General features: G+C 67.7%; 15 protein-coding genes. 4 read left to right on the top strand and 11 right to left on the bottom strand.

From position 1 onward, the window contains the following. The first annotated feature begins 29 nt into the window (after positions 1-29). Positions 30-539, top strand: a complete 510-nt coding sequence (locus tag V3596_RS11015) for a hypothetical protein (RefSeq protein WP_334277775.1) — start codon at positions 30-32, stop codon at positions 537-539. On the opposite strand, the gene V3596_RS11010 is transcribed toward V3596_RS11015, so the two are convergent. From V3596_RS11010 to V3596_RS10995, 4 genes are all read right to left on the bottom strand, one after another. Further along, on the bottom strand, positions 525-2,420 hold the full coding sequence (locus V3596_RS11010; RefSeq protein WP_334277773.1) for an MFS transporter: 1,896 nt from the start codon (positions 2,418-2,420) through the stop codon (positions 525-527). The two genes, V3596_RS11015 and V3596_RS11010, sit on opposite strands and share 15 nt — an antisense overlap. Beyond that, positions 2,417-3,208, bottom strand: a complete 792-nt coding sequence (locus V3596_RS11005) for a DUF2145 domain-containing protein (RefSeq protein WP_334277772.1) — start codon at positions 3,206-3,208, stop codon at positions 2,417-2,419. Before V3596_RS11005 ends, V3596_RS11010 begins: the two co-directional genes overlap by 4 nt. Continuing rightward, complete coding sequence (locus V3596_RS11000; protein WP_334277771.1) at positions 3,205-3,618, bottom strand: hypothetical protein; 414 nt, start codon at positions 3,616-3,618, stop codon at positions 3,205-3,207. Before V3596_RS11000 ends, V3596_RS11005 begins: the two co-directional genes overlap by 4 nt. Before the next feature lie 111 nt (positions 3,619-3,729). Next, complete coding sequence (locus tag V3596_RS10995; protein WP_334277770.1) at positions 3,730-4,968, bottom strand: amidohydrolase family protein; 1,239 nt, start codon at positions 4,966-4,968, stop codon at positions 3,730-3,732. A 120-nt stretch (positions 4,969-5,088) separates the two neighbouring features. Here V3596_RS10995 and V3596_RS10990 point away from each other — a divergent pair, with 120 nt between their 5' ends. Beyond that, the gene (locus tag V3596_RS10990; protein ID WP_334277769.1) at positions 5,089-5,841 is read left to right on the top strand and encodes a helix-turn-helix domain-containing protein; all 753 of its coding nucleotides are present in this window, start codon (positions 5,089-5,091) and stop codon (positions 5,839-5,841) included. A gap of 6 nt (positions 5,842-5,847) precedes the next feature. On the opposite strand, the gene V3596_RS10985 is transcribed toward V3596_RS10990, so the two are convergent. The 3 genes from V3596_RS10985 to V3596_RS10975 are packed head-to-tail and all read right to left on the bottom strand — an operon-like array spanning position 5,848 to position 8,607. Further along, on the bottom strand, positions 5,848-6,522 hold the full coding sequence (locus V3596_RS10985; RefSeq protein ID WP_334277768.1) for a CAAX prenyl protease-related protein: 675 nt from the start codon (positions 6,520-6,522) through the stop codon (positions 5,848-5,850). 43 nt (positions 6,523-6,565) lie between these two features. Beyond that, complete coding sequence (locus V3596_RS10980; protein WP_334277767.1) at positions 6,566-7,711, bottom strand: CaiB/BaiF CoA transferase family protein; 1,146 nt, start codon at positions 7,709-7,711, stop codon at positions 6,566-6,568. Beyond that, positions 7,708-8,607: a LysR family transcriptional regulator gene (locus V3596_RS10975; protein WP_334277766.1), complete on the bottom strand. Its 900-nt coding sequence runs from the start codon at positions 8,605-8,607 to the stop codon at positions 7,708-7,710. The genes V3596_RS10980 and V3596_RS10975 overlap by 4 nt, the downstream gene beginning before the upstream one ends. Before the next feature lie 110 nt (positions 8,608-8,717). Here V3596_RS10975 and V3596_RS10970 point away from each other — a divergent pair, with 110 nt between their 5' ends. After that, positions 8,718-9,359 carry an NAD(P)-dependent oxidoreductase gene (locus V3596_RS10970; RefSeq protein WP_334277978.1) on the top strand — a complete coding sequence of 214 codons (642 nt, stop codon included), beginning with the start codon at positions 8,718-8,720 and terminating at the stop codon, positions 9,357-9,359. Between the two features lie 16 nt (positions 9,360-9,375). Here V3596_RS10970 and V3596_RS10965 read toward each other — a convergent pair whose 3' ends face one another. Together V3596_RS10965 and V3596_RS10960 are read right to left on the bottom strand one after the other, a co-directional pair. Continuing rightward, complete coding sequence (locus V3596_RS10965; RefSeq protein WP_334277765.1) at positions 9,376-10,230, bottom strand: 23S rRNA (adenine(2030)-N(6))-methyltransferase RlmJ; 855 nt, start codon at positions 10,228-10,230, stop codon at positions 9,376-9,378. Positions 10,231-10,249: 19 nt separating this feature from the next. Continuing rightward, entirely contained in the window at positions 10,250-11,386 is a 1,137-nt protein-coding gene (locus V3596_RS10960; protein ID WP_334277763.1) for a right-handed parallel beta-helix repeat-containing protein, read from the bottom strand. A 92-nt stretch (positions 11,387-11,478) separates the two neighbouring features. On the opposite strand from V3596_RS10960, the gene V3596_RS10955 reads away from it, so the two are divergent. Next, positions 11,479-12,555 carry an alkene reductase gene (locus V3596_RS10955; RefSeq protein WP_334277762.1) on the top strand — a complete coding sequence of 359 codons (1,077 nt, stop codon included), beginning with the start codon at positions 11,479-11,481 and terminating at the stop codon, positions 12,553-12,555. Here V3596_RS10955 and V3596_RS10950 read toward each other — a convergent pair. Both V3596_RS10950 and V3596_RS10945 read right to left on the bottom strand, forming a co-directional pair. Further along, positions 12,552-13,130: an MOSC domain-containing protein gene (locus V3596_RS10950; RefSeq protein WP_334277761.1), complete on the bottom strand. Its 579-nt coding sequence runs from the start codon at positions 13,128-13,130 to the stop codon at positions 12,552-12,554. The genes V3596_RS10955 and V3596_RS10950 overlap by 4 nt on opposite strands. Beyond that, on the bottom strand, positions 13,127-14,737 hold the full coding sequence (locus V3596_RS10945) for an MCP four helix bundle domain-containing protein (RefSeq protein ID WP_334277760.1): 1,611 nt from the start codon (positions 14,735-14,737) through the stop codon (positions 13,127-13,129). Before V3596_RS10945 ends, V3596_RS10950 begins: the two co-directional genes overlap by 4 nt. Positions 14,738-14,899: the final 162 nt, after the last annotated feature.

The raw sequence follows: 14,899 nt of genomic DNA, 5'->3' as shown, positions 1-14,899 counted from the left end.
GGGGAGCTGCCCCGAGGCATGATCGGCGCATGTTGAAGATGCTCTTCAAGCCCATCCGGGGCTTGTTCCGCCTGGTGCTCGCCCTGCTCATCCTGTTCGAGGAATGGGGCTGGGCGCCCTTGCAGCGGGCCATGGCCTGGATCGGCCAGTTGCCTGTCCTGCGCCAGCTCGAGGCCCTGATCCAGCGCCTGCCACCCTATGCGGCGCTGCTGGTGTTCTTCCTGCCGGGGCTCTTGCTGCTGCCGGTCAAGCTGCTGGCGCTCTGGTTCATCAGCATCGGGCGTGCTGGCCTCGGCGTGGCGGTCATCGTGCTTGCCAAGGTCATCGGCACGGCCATCGTGGCGCGCATCTTCGCGCTGACGCAGCCGGCGCTGATGAGCCTGCCCTGGTTCGCGCGGCTCTACCTGCGCTGGTCGGCCTGGAAGGAGCAGCTGCTCGCCTGGATACGCGCCAGCGCCGCCTGGCGTCTGGCCCGGGCGATCAAGCTGAGACTGCGGCGCGTGCTGCGCCGCAGTTCTTCGTCTTCAGGCGCGGCCTAGCAAGTCGCCGACCCGGCGCTGCAGCAGTTCCGGCGACACTTCGTTCGCCTTCAGCGGCTCGGCTGCCACCAGGCCAACGCGGCTCCACAGCCCGCGCCGGAACGGCTTGACCATGGCCGTTCCGCTCTCGACGCGCGAGAAGAAGGAGCCCCAGAGATTGGTCAGGGCCATGGGCACGACCGGCATGGCTTCCTTGCCCTCGAGCAGCTTCATCACGCCGCCCTTGAAGGGCTGCAGCGTGCCGTCGCGGGTGATGCCGCCCTCGGGGAAGATGCACAGCAGCTCGCCGTCGTCGAGGACGGCGCGGGCCTTGGCGAAGGCGGCCTCATAGGTGGCCGGGTCTTCCTTCTGCGGAGCGATGGGAATCGCCTTGCCGAGCTTGAACAGCCAGCCCAGCACCGGCGTGGCAAAGATGCGGTGGTCCATCAGGAAGCGGATCGGCCGCGGCGAGGCGGCCATCACCAGCACCGCGTCGATGAAGCTCACATGGTTGCAGACCAGCACGGCCGGGCCCGTGGTCGGGATGCTCTCGTCGCCGGTCACCTTGAAGCGGTAGATCAGGCGCGACACGATGAAGGCGACGAAGCGCAAGAGGTACTCGGGCACGATCAGGAAGATGTAGAAGGCCACCACCGCATTGGCCAGGCCCACGACCAGGAACAGCTGCGGAATCGTCAGGCCCGAGCTCAGCAAGGCGCCGGCCGCCACCGAGCTGGCGATCATGAAGATGGCGTTCAGGATGTTGTTGGCCGCGATGATGCGGGCGCGGTGCGAGGCTTGAGAGCGCAGCTGTATCAAGGCATACATCGGCACGCTGTAGAGCCCGGCGAACAGGGCCACCAGGCACAGGTCCGCCAGCACACGCCAATGCGCCACCTGGGCCATGAACTGCGCGATCGTCAGGCTGTCGGCCGGCGGCAGGCCGCGCGAGGCAAAGTAGAGGTCGATGGCAAAGATGCTCATGCCGATGGCGCCCAGCGGCACCAGGCCGATTTCTACATGGCGGCGCGACATCAGCTCGCACAGCAGCGAGCCCACGCCGATGCCCACCGAGAACACCACCAGCAAGAGTGATGCGACCTGCTCGTTGCCATGCAGCACGTCCTTGGCAAACGAAGGAAAGTTGGAGAGGAAGACCGCGCCGAAGAACCACATCCAGGAAATGCCCAGCAGCGAGCGGAACACGGCCAGTTGCTGATGGGCCAGCTTCAGGTTGCGCCAGGTCTCGGTGACCGGGTTCCAGTTGATCTGCAATGAGGGGTCGGCTGCCGGGCTCATCGGAATGACCTGCGCCGTCAGGCGCCCCAGCACGGCCAGGCCCAGGCAGGCGATGGCCACATGCTGCGGCCCGACCTGCGGCGTGGCGATCAGGATGCCGCCCGCCACATTGCCCAGGAGGATGGCGACGAAGGTGCCCATCTCGACCATGCCGTTGCCGCCGGTCAGCTCGCGTTCGCTGAGCTGCTGCGGCAGGTAGGCGTACTTGACCGGGCCGAACAGCGTGGAGTGCAGGCCCAGCAGCAGCACGCAGCCGAGCAGCGCCGGCACGTTCACCGTGAAGAAGCCCCAGGCGGCGATCACCATGATGGCGATCTCGAGCGACTTGATGAAGCGGATCAGCCGCGTCTTGTCGTACTTGTCTGCCAGCTGGCCGCTGGTGGCCGAGAACAGCACATAGGGCAGGATGAAGAGCGCACCGATCACCAGGCCGGCCTGCGCCCGCGGCAGCCAGTCCAGGCTCAGTTGGTAGGTCACCAGCACGGTGAACGCGAACTTGAAGAGGTTGTCATTTGCCGCGCCGAGGAACTGCGTCCAGAAGAAGGGTGCGAAACGGCGCTGGGCAAGAAGCGCGAACTGGCTGCTGTGTTCTTGATGGCTCATGGTGTTCCAAGCTTGATCATCTGGTTCGGTCGGCCCAGGCCGCTGCGGGCCAGCCAGTTGAACATGGAGTCGGCGGTGATGGTTTCGATGTGGCCGCTGAAGCGCTTGTCAGCCGGATGGTCGTCGAAGGCCACGTTGGCCATGCTGATGCGTGCGCCCAGTCGCGTGAAGGTGGACAGGCGCAGGTCGGTCGGCTGGTAGTCGCGTGAGCGCAGCCAGGCTTGTGCCTCGCGGCGGCCAGCCACGCCGGGTGAGGCGGCCAGGGCCAGCGTCTCCAGCGCCCATTGATTGCTCTGCTGATAGCGCGTGCCCCAGGCATAGGACAGCATGCTGTAGCGCGGCTCATCAAGCCGCGCTGCGCGCCCGTTGTCGCGCAGCAGCGGCAGCAGGGCCGCCTGCAGCTCGGGCTGCAGGACCGAGTACGCTGCTTCATAGCGAACAGGCCGGTCCATGAAGAACTCGCCCAGACCCTGGCGGTAGAGGGCCGCGTTCGCCGTGCCGCAATGGTTGAGCTTGTGCAGCACCCGCCAGGCGCGGGCGTCAGGGTCGCGGTAGGCGAAGCCCACATGCGACCACTGCAGCCCGTACTTGCCCAGGTCCTGGCCGGCGCGGGCCAGCAGCACCACTTGCGCGCCGCTGGCGTCCAGCTGGGCGGCGGTGGCCTGCGCCAGGTTCATGCCGCGCTCGACCTGCTGAACGCTGAGTGGCTGCTCCTCGCAAGGCCGGCCCGCTTGCGCCAGGCCGGCGGCCAGCACCAGGAGCAGCAGGGCGGAGCGCCAGGCTTTCACTTGCTGACGCGCTCGTTGTAGAGCAGCGAGGCGCCAATCTCGTTCGGTATGAAGGCGATGGCCTTGCCCGCGGCCGACAACACATGGCCGCTGCCGATCAGGCCCACGGTGACCACCACGCCGGTGGACATCACGACGCCAGAGGCCAGCTGGCCAGACACCTGCAAGCTGATGCGAGCGCCGTCCGAGGCCCGCTCCAGCAACCACACCGTGCCTCGCGCCGTGGACTCGATGGCCACCACGGTCAGCGCCATGCCGGCCGATAGCACCACCGAGGGCGCTGCCACCGACACCGCCACCGGCAGCATCGACACCGCGCTCAGCTCCGAGGCCGCCATCGACTGGGCTTGCGCAGCGCCGCCGAGCAGCAGGCACAGGCTCAGAGGTATCAGTGCCAGACGTTTCTTCATCGCTTCATCTCCATCCATCAGGCTGTTTCAGTGAACTCGCGCTGCTCGCGGCGGCCGCGGCCTTCCAGCAGGTCGGCTTCGTGCGCATCGCGCAGCATCTTGGCCAGCGCGTCACGCTACCGACGCAAAGTGGCGGCGCGTGGCGAAGACCTGCGGCAGCAAGGCCTGACCCTGCCAGCGAACCACCCGCTTGAGCGCCAGGTCGAAGAGCAGCGGGTTGTGTTCGCGCAGCCGCTCCAGCGGCGACCGGTCGGCCTCGGCAAGCAGGCCGGCGCGCACCAGGCCACCGAGCCGGTACAGCGGGCCGACGCCGGGCAGGGGATAGTCCGATCCGTGCAGCAGGCGCGCATGCCAGTCCTGGCGCTTCAGCACGGTCTGCCAGACCTCGGGCCGCCGGTTGAACTGGAACAGGGCCGATACGTCGCCCAGCAGCAAATCCTTCCAGGCCGGTTCGTCCATCAGCCGGTCAAACAGCGAGAAGGCGCTGACCAGGCGCGGCCGGGCCTGGTCCAGGTCCAGCGCATCGCCCAGCGAGGCGCAGTGCGCCATGATCACCCGCACGCCGTGCGACAAGGGCAGCCGCGCGAGCAGCGGGTTGCCGAGCTCGCTGCGGCCGGCACCGGGCACGGCCTTCTCTTCGCCGCAATGGATGATCAAGGGCAGGCGCGCTTGTGCGAGCCGGTCGTAGAAGGGCCGCAGGCGGGCATCGCGCAGGTCGATGTTCATGCTGCTGGGCAGCCACTTCAGGGCCACCGCGCCGGCCTGGATGGCGGCGTCGAGGCGGGCCAGCGCATCTTCGCGGTAGGGATGGACCGAGCAGACCCAGGCGAATCGCTGCGGTATGGCTGCCGCCACCGCGGCGGCATAGCGGTCGGGCACATGGAAGCTGGTCCATTCGGGGCGCGGGCAGCTCTTCTCGTCGAGTGCCTCGTCGAAGGCATAGAGCATCCAGCGGGCGCCCGGCGGGAAATCGGCAGCCAGCTGTTGCAGGCGCTGCAGATACGCCTTGTCGACGCTGGGCGCATCGGCAGGCACGCAGGCGCCGGCCAGGATGACTTTGCGCCGCACGCTTTCCATCGGATGCCACCACTGCGTCATCCGCGCATCGATGCGGCAACCCGAGCCCGAGTCGCCGGTGCCCAGCAGGTGGGCATGCACGTCCCAGAGCTGCGTCGCGTCAATGCCCTGCCAGCAGCGCTGCATCAGCGGGTGCTCGCGCAGTTGCGCAGGCAGCGCACCGCGGCAGGGGTTGATCAGGTTGCCAGCGCGGGCTGCACTGCTCAGCGCGCTGAACAGGCCGGCCGCCGCAGCGCCGCCGCAGCACAGCAGATGGCGTCTTCGCTCTTGCATCTCGACTTCGCTCCTTTGCTGGGACGCGATGCTCGCCGCAAGGCCGGCGCTGGCAGCCGCTCTTTCTGCGCTGTAGCAAACACCGAGGCCGGCGGTATCGTTTTACGCTACCGTCCTGCCATGCCAAGCACCCAAACCCTGGTCGAGCTGATCAAGGCCGAGTTGAAGACGGCCGGCCTCAGCTATGCGCAGCTGGCGGCCGAACTGGGCCTGTCGGAATCCAGCGTCAAGCGCATGTTCGCCAGCGGCGGCGAGATGCCGCTGTCGCGCGTGGACGAGATCTGCCGCGCCTTGAAGACCGACTTTGCCGAACTCTCGCGCAAGGTCGCGGCCGCCGAGCCCTTGCGGCGCGAGCTGACGCTGGCGCAGGAGAAGGCCGTGGTGGCCGACCCCAGGCTGCTGCTGCTGGCGATCTGCTGCCTGAGCCAGTGGAGCCTGGAGCAGGTCGTTGCCAGCTATGCGATCAGCGAGGCGGAGGCCACGCGCTACCTGGCGCAGCTGGACCGGCTCGGTGTCATCGAGCTGCGGCCCCTGAACCGCTACAAGCTGAAGCTGGCCAAGACCTTCCGGTGGCGCGCGCAGGGGCCGGTGATGCAGTTCTTCCGCGAAGAGGTGATCAGCGACTACTTCTCGGGCGGCTTTGACGGCGACGGCGAACTGCTGATGCTGGTGCATGGCCAGCTGAGCCACGGCCAGGCGCGCGAACTGTCGGAGCGCTTGCAGCGCGTGGCCGAAGACTTTGCCCGCCAGCACCTGCTCGACCAGAAGCTGCCCGAAGGCGAGAAGCGCTCCTACACCCTGGTGATGGGCATGCGCTCCTGGCTCTTCGAGCGCTTCAGGTATCTGCAGCGCGATGCGAAGCTGCGCCGCTGAAGGTTTTCACCAGAACTGCCACTGCCCGGTCTTGATCACCCACAGGCCCAAGGCGCCATTGGTTACTGCATGGGCGATCACGGCGGTCCATAGCTTGCCGGTGCGGATGTAGAGCAGCGCATAGGCCAGGCCGGCCAGGATGGCGGCCAGCCACAGCGTGTGGGCCAGCATGAAGATGAAGGTCGAGAGCACGAGGGCCTTGATGCCCACGCGTGCAGGCTCCACCGCCTGAAACTGCGGCCGCTCAATCCAGCGCATCAGGAAGCTGCGCCAGAACAGCTCTTCCATCACTGGCACCAGCAGGGCCGCGCCGATCAGTCGGGCGGCCACCAAAGGCCAGATCAGGCCGCCGCTGCCATCCAGCGGCACAAAGCTGGCGGTGGGCGTGCCGAGTTGCAGCGCCGGCGCATCGAGGTGTATCCACAAGGCGAAGACGACCAAGCCGGTCGCCACACTCAGCCAGGCTTCGCGCATCGAAGGCAGGTTCTGCCGGCTGAGCTCGCCGTATTCGCGCCGGTAGTGCAGGAGCAGGCCGCCAACGACGAGCACGCCCGCTCCATAGATCCAGCGCGGGTCCAGGCCAGGCAGGCCTTCGGGCAGCATGCCACGCAGGCCCAGCAAGGCCATGAAGACGGCGAAGGGCAGGCAGCGGGCGAGGGCGGCGGGTTGGATGTTCATCATCGTCGCGACGGTGGGCTGATCGGTGGTGGCCCGCAGCCTAGCATTAGCGCTTGAGATGCCCGTTGTGCTCACCCAGCGCGGGCGCCAGCGAGCGAATCGCGCCGGGCGTGTCGCTGAGCTTGGGGCAGATGCCGGGCACCTCGAGCCGCAGGCCGGCGACCGTCGTGATCGTCTCGATCATCTGCCGGGCGCGGTAGTGCGGGTCTTCGGCGATGTCGCGGGCGGTGTAGATGCGACCCACGGGCACGCGTGCTTGCTGCAAGGTCTCGACCACGTCGGCCACCTTGCGCTGCACGGTCCAGGCGGTGATGGCGGCGTCCAGCTCGTCCACGCGCCCGGCGCGGCCGGCATTGCCAGCGAGGCCAGCGTCCTGCCCGAGGTCGTCGCGGCCGATGGCCGTCATCAGGCGTTTGAAGATCGAATCGCCATTGCCGCCGATGACGACCTGGCCGTCGGCGCAGCGGTAGGCATTGCTCGGCGCGATTCCGGGCAGGGCGGAGCCCGCCGGCTCGCGCACCGCACCGAAGGCGCTGTATTCGGGCAGCAAGGATTCCATGCAGTTGAAGACCGATTCGTACAACGCCACGTCGACCATCTGGCCGCGGCCCGTCGTTGCGCGCGCCTGCAGCGCCAGCAGCACGCCGATCACGCCGTGCAGCGCAGCCAGGGTGTCGCCGAGGCTCACACCGGCGCGCACCGGAACACGACCTGGCTCGCCCATCAGATGCCGCAAGCCACCCATGGCCTCGGCCACGACGGCGAAGCCGGGGCGGTCGCGATAGGGCCCGGTCTGGCCGTAGCCACTGATGCGCAGCATGATCAGCCGAGGGTTCAGGGCGGCCAGCGCATCAAAGCCCAGGCCCCAGTCCTCCATCAGGCCGGGGCGGAAGTTCTCGATCAGGACATCGGCCTCGGCGGCGAGCCGGCGGGCGACCTGGCGGTCTTCCTCGCTACGCAGGTCCAGCGTGATGCTCTGCTTGTTGCGGCTCTGCACCTGCCACCAGACGCTGATGCCCTCATGCAGCATCCGCCATTGGCGCAGCGGGTCGCCTTCGGGTGGCTCTACCTTGATCACTTCGGCGCCGAAGTCGGCCAGGGTCTTGCCGGCAAAGGGGCCGGCGATCAATTGCCCCAGCTCCAGCACCTTGATGCCGGTGAGCGGGCCGTTCTTGAGCGGGTTCTCGGTCATGGTGGAAGTATCGAAGCGAGATGGGTCTTCAAGGCCTGGATCGCATGCCGGACCTTGGCCGGCTGAGCGTCGCGCTGCGGTGCCAGGGCGTAGATGGGCAGGGCCGGCAGCTGTACGCCAGGCATCAGCGGCAGCAGGCGGCCCGCTTCGCGGGATTCGCGCACGTCGTCGGTGCCCAACATCGCCAGGCCCAGGCCCGATTCGCACAGCTGCTGCAGGCTCAGCTGGTTGTTGCTGCTGGCGCGCGGACTGATGCGCAATTGCTGCTGCGCTGCCTCCTGCTGCAGGTCCAGCATCTGCACGCCCTCGGTGCTGGAGCGCAGCACGAGCCAGTCATGCTGGCTCAGGTCGCTCAAGCTGGCCGGCACACCGCGCCGCGCCAGATAGCTGGGCGCGGCATACAGCGCCACCGGCTGAGCGCCTATGCGTTGCGCCACCCAGGGGCTGTCGGGCAGGCGACCGAAGCGGATTGCCAGGTCGATGCGCTTGGCAATCAGGTCGGTGAAGCCGTCTTCCACTTCCAGGTGCAGGCTCAGGGCTGGGTTGGCAGCGAGCAGGGGCGCCAAAGCGGGCCCGACGTGGCGTGCAAACCCCACCGGCGCCGCCACGCGCAGCTCGCCCTCCGGCGCATCACGCATTTGCAGCAGGCGCTCCTGCGCGCCCCGAGCCGCAGCCAGCATGGCGGCGCAGCCTTCATGGAAACGCGCGCCGGCGGGTGTCAGGGAAAGCTTGCGCGTGGAGCGGTGCAAGAGCGTCACGCCCATGTCGCGCTCCAGCGAGCGCACCTGCTGGCTCACCGCCGAGGTGGTGGTCTTGAGTTGCCGGGCGGCCGCCACAAAGCTGCCCTGCTCGACGACGGTGGCCAGCACGGCCATGCGCTTTAACTGGTCCAGCATGAAGTTTGTCTAAAGAGTGATGGCCAATTCTGAGGACTTCTGCAGTGATTGTGAAGTTTCTACAGTTCACCCATCGCAACAAGGGCCCGTTCAAGGGCAAGGAAATCATCATGAAGATCGCCCTCATCGGTTCCACCGGTTTCGTTGGCAGCGCCATCCTCAGCGAACTGCTGGCCCGTGGTCACCAGGTCACGGCCCTGGCTCGCACGCCAGCCAAGATCGCTGCCCAGCAAGGCTTGAATGTGGCCCAGGCCGATGTCCTGAACCCGGATGCCGTGGCCGCCGCGGTGCGTGGCGCGGACGCCGTGGTCAGCGCCTACAACCCCGGCTGGACCAACCCGGACCTGCATGACGAGTTCCTGCGTGGTTCAGACTCGATCACGGCCGGCACCAAGCAGGCCGGCGTCAAGCGCCTGGTCGTGGTTGGCGGCGCCGGCAGCCTGTTCATCGCGCCGGGTGTGCAGCTGGTCGACACGCCGGAATTCCCGGCGCAATGGAAGCCGGGCGCGCTGGCAGCCCGCGAAGCGCTGAACCGCATTCGCCAAGAGAAGGACCTGGACTGGAGCTTTGTCTCGCCCGCCGCCCACCTGGTGCCCGGCGAACGCCGCGGCAGCTATCGCCTGGGTGGCGAGGAGCTGGTGGTCGATGCTGCCGGTGAATCGAACCTCAGCGTCGCCGACCTGGCGGTCGCCATCGTCGACGAGCTGGAAGCGCCCAAGCACATCCAGCGCCGCTTCACGGCCGCCTACTGAGGCAAGCTGAGGCCGCTCAGGCGACCCGCTGTTCCAGCACGAAGTTCGCGCCGTCGTACTGGCCGAGCTTGTCGACCAGCCAGGGCAGGCTGTCCTTGAGCTGGTCGTGCAGGGTGAACGGCGGGTTGACCACAAACATGCCGCTGCCCAGCATGCCGAAGCCTTTTTCGTCAGGCTGCGTGACGGTCAGGCGCACATGCAGCCAGCCCTTCTTGGCCAGCGTGTCGGCGCTGGCCTTGAGGCGCTGGGCGAGCTGGGTGGATTCAAGCAGGGCGAGCTGCGGATACCAGATCAGGAACACGGTGTCCGGGAACTTCTGCAGGCCCTCGCGCATGGTGGCCAGCACCTTGGCGTAGTCGCTCTTGAGCTCGTAGGACGGGTCCATCAAGACCACGGCACGGCGCGAGGGCGGCGGCAGCTCGCCCTTCAGCGAGCTGAAGCCGTCCTTGTCGGACACCTGCGTGTTGGGCCGTGTCGAGAGGTAGCTCGCGAGGATGCGGTAGTCGGTCGGGTGCAGCTCGAATACGCGCAGCCGGTCCTGTTCACGCATCAGGAGATTGGCCAGCGCCGGCGAGCCCGGGTATTGGCGCAACTGGCCGTCGGGGTTGAATTCCTTGACCAGCTCGATGTAGGGCTTCAGGGGCTCGGGCAGGTCTTTGGCGTCGTAGAGCCGGGCGACACCGCCGCTGTACTCGCCCTTCTTCTGCGCATAGCGGCCTTCGATCGAATAGCCGCCGGCGCCGGCATGGGTGTCCACCAGGGTGTAGGCCTTGTCCTTTTCCGCCATGTAGCGAAGTACCTGGACCAGGACCAGGTGCTTGAGGACATCGGCATGATTGCCGGCGTGGAAGGCGTGTCGGTAGGCGAGCATAGGCCCGCATTGTCGCCGCTCAGGGCTCTTGCAGGGCGCCCACGCGCCGGGCCGGGCCACCGAGGCGCCGCCGGCCGCGGGGCTCGGCAGCCTGGTGGGTGGGCATCAGCTCGGGCGGCAGGGGTGCGGGCGGCTCAAGGGACGGTACGACCTCGAGCCTCGCCCACTGGTTGCTGGCAGCCTGCCAGCCGGGCTCGTCGCGCCAGGGTCGGCGTCCCAGCAGCAGGTTGTTGAAGGCCCGCACGCGGGTCTGCCCACCGCCACTGACGCGCAGGACGGAGCCGCCCAGTCGGTCGATCCAGGTGTTGTGCACCAGGTCCAGTTCGTTGCGCGGCCAGGCCCAGCCCTCGACGCCATAGGACAGCATCAGCGGGTTCTCGCTGTCGCGGCCCTGCTCGATCACGTTGCCAAGCACGCACACCTGCCCGCCATTGGGAAACTCCAGCTCGTAGCTGGCGCGTCCGCTGGCGAAGCGGTTGTATTCAACCCGGCTTTGCGCCGCCCGGCTCTTCAGGAGATGGCCGTGGTGCCCGTCGTGGAAGTTGCAGCCGCGCACCTCCAGCTGGGCGATGCGGCCGGCGTAGAGCAGGTGGGTGAAGGCCTGGGCCGGCCGAGGCCGGCCGAAGTCGCAGTCTTCCACGACCAGGCGTGCTGCGCCGTCATTGCTGCTCATCAGGCCACATTCGCAATCGCTGAAGCTGCAATCGCGCAAGGTCAGCGAGCCGCTTTCGAAGCGGATGCCGGCGCCGTTGCGGTCGGGCACGGTCGCACCGCTGAAATCAAAGCCTTCGACCTCCACGCCGCGGCCATTGATGACGAAGAGCGCCTTGCCCTCGGCATGCGCACCATCGGCAATCAAGCGCACCCGGCCGCCGACCGCGCGCAGCCGCAAGCCATCGCGCCGCCAGCTGGCCACATCGGCCCGGTAGTCACCGGCGGCCACCTCGATCAGCCAGCCATCGCGAGCCAGCCGTGCGGCCTCGGCCAAGGTGCGCACCCTCTCATTCGGGCCGACGCGCAAGTCGGGCCTGGTGGCCTGCGCCGGCAGCGCCAGCGTAGTCTGCACAGGCAGCGCCAGCGCTGCCAGGCCGGCGAGCAGCGCCCGGCGCTGGCTAGCAGCTTTGCCGCCGGCTTGCAGCAAGCATTGATGAGCCACTGCAGGGCCTGCGGCTGTCGCCGACGGGGCTGCAGCGCCAGCCACTTGCCGGTACGCTGCGTCTCTTCTTCTCACGCTTCCTGACATCGCCCATGCCCAGTCTTTTCGATCCGGTCCAGATCGGTGATCTGCAACTCGCCAACCGCATTGTGATGGCGCCCCTGACCCGCAGCCGCTCGCGCGGCCTCTTGCCGGGCGACATGGCGGTCGAGTACTACCGCCAGCGCGCCAGCGCCGGCTTGATCATCAGCGAAGGCGCGCAGGTGGTGGCCGCGGGCCAGGGTTACCTGGACACACCGGGCATCCACACGCCCGAGCAGGTTGCCGCCTGGAGGCAGGTGACCGACGCCGTGCATGCCGAAGGCGGCAAAGTCGCGGTGCAGCTCTGGCATGTGGGCCGGGTCTCGCACCAGGTGTTCCAGCCAAATGGCGCGGCGCCGGTTTCTTCCACGAGCAAGCCGGCGAACGGCAAGACCTTCACCAATGATGGCCTGCTGCCGCTGTCGGCACCCCGTGCGCTGGCCACCGAAGAAATTCCGGGCGTGATTGCCGGCTTCGTCCATGCCGCGCACTGCGCGATGGAGGCCGGCTTCGATGCCGTCGAGGTTCATGGTGCCAATGGCTACCTGATCGACCAGTTCCTGCGCGACAGCATCAATGACCGGACGGACCGCTATGGCGGCCCGATCGAGAACCGCGCTCGGCTGCTGGTCGAGCTGATGACCGCCATCGTCGCCGCCATCGGCCCGGGCCGCACCGGGCTGCGCCTGTCGCCGGTGACGCCGGTGAACGACGCCGGCCAGGACAGCGAGGCACAAGCCCTCTTCAACCATGTGGCCGAGCAGTTGGCGCCGCTGAAGCTGGCCTTCCTGCACATCATCGAAGGCCAGACCGGCGGCGCTCGCGACGTGGCGCCCTTCGACTACCAGGCGATGCGCCAGCGCTTCGGCGGCGCCTGGATTGCCAACAACGGCTACACCCGCGAGATGGCGCTGAAGGCCGTGGCTGAAGGGCAGGCCGACGCGATTTCCTTCGGCCGCGACTTCATCTCCAACCCGGACCTGGTGCGCCGATTGCGTCTGAATGCGCCGCTGCAGCCGCTCGACCGGGCCACGCTCTATGGCGGCGGTCCGGCTGGCTATACGGACTATCCGACGCTGGCGGCCTAGGTTGCGCGCCGGGTGCGCGCCTTGAACAGCTCGACGATGCCCACTTCGCGCGGGCCGGCGAGCAACTCGAACGGCTGGCCGGTTGACAGTGTGCCCGCGCGCGCCACGGCCAGGTAGAAGCCGCACCAGGCGCTCTGTGTCATCAGCTTGGCGGCCTGGTTGAAGCCCATCACCGCATTGAACTTGAAGCAGGGATAGCGCGGCTCGCTGACGATCAGCTCGCAGTCGGGGAAGACCAGCCGGTCGCCAATCCAGACCTCGTTCTCCAGGAGGCCGGACAGCGTCAGGTTCTCGCCCAGGCTGCCCCAGGGCAAGACCTGGCCCCATTCGGACACGCCGGCCTGGGCGCGCACCGTCTGCCAGAAGGCGTAGTGCTCGCTGGCGTAGGCATAGATCGCCTTGGCCGGCCCGCCGTGCACCGTGAGGTCGGCTTGCTCGTCGCCCTCCAGGCCCAGCGTACCCACGGCTGCCGCGCCGTCGCGGCCACGCTTGGCAATGCCGCTGCGGACTTCGCCTTGCGGCGTGGCCAGGGCCTGGACCCGGGCGGTATTGAGGCTGAGCAGGTGCAGGCTCATTGCTGTTGCGACTGCCGGCTCTGCTGCTCGCCGCGCAGCTCGGTGACATCGACGGCCGAGGCCAATGCGCAGGGCTCGCCGCGATAGTCGATCAGATCGCCGCTGACCAGCAGGCGACGCTGGCGGCCGTCGCGGCTGCGCAGCGCGATCTCCATATTGCGCACCTGGCCCCGTGCCTTGATTTCGCCATAGAGGCGGTTTCTGTCCGCCTCGCTCATGCCCACGCCGAGGTCGCCCGGACGCCGGCCCAGCAGTTCGGCGCGCGCAATGCCGTAGTAGCGGCACAGCTGCTCGTTGATTTCCATCACCGTGCCGTCGGCGATGCGGATCAGCGCAGCGGACACCGACGAGGCATTGAACAGCAGCTCGAACAAGGCCCGTTCGGCCTGCACCTTGCTCAGGCTTTCCAGCAGGACCCGGTCGCGCTCCAGGTTGTCGAGGGCGAACGAGACATCGCCGGCCATCTCGTCCAGCAGGGTCAGCATCGCGTGGTCAAAGAAGTCGAGCTCGCCGGCCAGCAGGCTCAGCGCGCCGACCACCTGGCCATTGCGGCGCAGCGGAAACGCCGCCATCGCTTCAACGCCAGGCGGAATCACACCGCCCACGGCCGTGCGGTTCTCGGCAATTGCCCGGTTGCTGATGGCGTGTTCGCCCGTGCCAATGGCCTCGCTGCTGAGCGCGGCCAGTGCATAGGGCGCGTCGGCGCTCCAACGCTTGGGGGCACCTGGCATCAGGCGCTCGAGCGGGCCGAAGCAGGCCGTGCGTTCGTACTGCCCGCCCTCGACCTGCTCGACCACCATGGCCAGCTTGGCTTGGCCAGTCTCCACGCAGATACGGCACAGCGCCTCATAGAGCTGCTGTGCGGACTCGGGCTTGCGCACGATCAGCTGGTTGGTCTGCGACAGTGCCATGTAGAAGCGCTGCAAGCGCGCCTCGCTGGCCAGGGACTCACTCTGTTCCTGCTGATGGCTTTGCAGCACCGACCAGGCCAGGGCCAGCCCCAGCGCAGCGGTCAGCAGCACCATCAGCGAGACCCAGAGCACGGCTTCGCCGAAGGCCTTGTTGCTGTCCTCCGCCTCGCGCCGCCCGATCTGCAACTGCACGTCGATCAGCTCGTTGAGGAGGCTCAGCAAGGGCTCGGTTTCGTTGCGCAGATCGGTGCTGTAAGCCGAAGTCAGGCTGTCCAGCTGGCCTTGCTGCAGCAACAGCCGCAGCCGGGCAATCGCCGCATGGCTGCGTTGCAGCTCAGGCTCGGTGCGCTGGATCAGACGCTTTTCCGCCTCGACCAGGTAGGTCTCGAGGTAGTCGCTCCAGCTGCGGCGCGCCGCCTGCTCGGCCCGCTCCAGCTGCTGGCGCGCCAATGGCAGGGACAGGCGGCCGTCGCGCAACTGGCCGACCATCATCGGCAGGTCGGTCTGAAAGGTCTGGGCGACGCGGCGCAACTGCTCGACCGGCAGCAGACGGTCCTTGTAGAGCGACTCCACACTTTGCGACACGCTGCTCAGCTGTCGCAGCGTCAGCACACCAGTGGCTGCCATCAGCAAGAGCACCAGCCCGATCAGCAACAGCAAGCGCTGGCGCAGTTTCGAGGGCTTGGTGGAGCTCATGGAGGGTGAGGGCTGGTATGCAAGAGGACTGGGAAGGCCGATTGATTGTGTACCGATCACAGGCCGGGTTCGAGCCTCGCACCGTGCCGGCCGGTATGCGCATGAACTTATTCCGGAATTGCATGACCCCGGGGGTGCGGGAGGTTACGGCATGGTTACATT

The sequence above is a fragment of the Roseateles microcysteis genome, from assembly GCF_036880965.1.
Taxonomy (GTDB): domain Bacteria; phylum Pseudomonadota; class Gammaproteobacteria; order Burkholderiales; family Burkholderiaceae_C; genus JAUASW01.
This window is presented reverse-complemented; position numbering and strand designations above follow the sequence as displayed.

Excerpts from the sequence above, each read along its gene's own strand:
- V3596_RS11015 (WP_334277775.1), top strand. The coding sequence starts at position 30 with ATGTTGAAGATGCTCTTCAAGCCCATCCGGGGCTTGTTCCGCCTGGTG.
- V3596_RS11010 (WP_334277773.1), bottom strand. The coding sequence starts at position 2,420 with ATGAGCCATCAAGAACACAGCAGCCAGTTCGCGCTTCTTGCCCAGCGC.
- V3596_RS11000 (WP_334277771.1), bottom strand. The coding sequence starts at position 3,618 with ATGAAGAAACGTCTGGCACTGATACCTCTGAGCCTGTGCCTGCTGCTC.
- V3596_RS10995 (WP_334277770.1), bottom strand. The coding sequence starts at position 4,968 with ATGCAAGAGCGAAGACGCCATCTGCTGTGCTGCGGCGGCGCTGCGGCG.
- V3596_RS10990 (WP_334277769.1), top strand. The coding sequence starts at position 5,089 with ATGCCAAGCACCCAAACCCTGGTCGAGCTGATCAAGGCCGAGTTGAAG.
- V3596_RS10985 (WP_334277768.1), bottom strand. The coding sequence starts at position 6,522 with ATGATGAACATCCAACCCGCCGCCCTCGCCCGCTGCCTGCCCTTCGCC.
- V3596_RS10980 (WP_334277767.1), bottom strand. The coding sequence starts at position 7,711 with ATGACCGAGAACCCGCTCAAGAACGGCCCGCTCACCGGCATCAAGGTG.
- V3596_RS10975 (WP_334277766.1), bottom strand. The coding sequence starts at position 8,607 with ATGCTGGACCAGTTAAAGCGCATGGCCGTGCTGGCCACCGTCGTCGAG.
- V3596_RS10970 (WP_334277978.1), top strand. The coding sequence starts at position 8,718 with ATGAAGATCGCCCTCATCGGTTCCACCGGTTTCGTTGGCAGCGCCATC.
- V3596_RS10965 (WP_334277765.1), bottom strand. The coding sequence starts at position 10,230 with ATGCTCGCCTACCGACACGCCTTCCACGCCGGCAATCATGCCGATGTC.
- V3596_RS10955 (WP_334277762.1), top strand. The coding sequence starts at position 11,479 with ATGCCCAGTCTTTTCGATCCGGTCCAGATCGGTGATCTGCAACTCGCC.
- V3596_RS10950 (WP_334277761.1), bottom strand. The coding sequence starts at position 13,130 with ATGAGCCTGCACCTGCTCAGCCTCAATACCGCCCGGGTCCAGGCCCTG.
- V3596_RS10945 (WP_334277760.1), bottom strand. The coding sequence starts at position 14,737 with ATGAGCTCCACCAAGCCCTCGAAACTGCGCCAGCGCTTGCTGTTGCTG.